The organism is uncultured Sunxiuqinia sp. (assembly GCF_947495665.1).
Taxonomy (GTDB): Bacteria; Bacteroidota; Bacteroidia; order Bacteroidales; family Prolixibacteraceae; genus Sunxiuqinia; species Sunxiuqinia rutila.
In genome coordinates this window covers 1-421 of the sequence record NZ_CANLZV010000049.1, presented here as the reverse complement: position 1 = coordinate 421, position 421 = coordinate 1, and the positions used below count along the sequence as shown (strand labels likewise).

At 42.3% G+C, this 421-nt stretch carries 1 rRNA gene; it reads right to left on the bottom strand.

Features of this window, described 5'->3' with window-relative positions:
• Positions 1–4: 4 nt before the first annotated feature.
• Positions 5–115 (bottom strand): 5S ribosomal RNA (rrf, locus tag Q1A18_RS18990).
• Positions 116–421 lie beyond the last annotated feature (306 nt).

Genomic DNA, 421 nt, shown 5'->3' with positions numbered 1-421 from the left:
AAAAGAAAGGCGACGACCTACTCTCCCACATTTCTGCAGTACCATCGGCGCTGGCGGGCTTAACTTCTCTGTTCGGAATGGAAAGAGGTGGAACCCCGCCGCAATAATCACCTAAATTCTTGCTTTGCCTACTACTTCAACCTAATCGTGAAGCGTACGCAACACTCAAATATTATTATATCGAAAAATGCAAATTAACTGAACCACTAAGTAGGATACACGGCTAATTCGTACGCTTTGCTACCAATGGTTCCATAATAGAAAGAGGAATCAATGGTAGCAAAAGGCATTTACCCCATGATGTGAAATAATCCTTTCTATACTTATAGGCATCCTTTTAAAATAAAAAACCCGTTGCTCCGAGGAACAACGGGTTTAAAAAGAAAGGCGACGACCTACTCTCCCACATTTCTGCAGTACC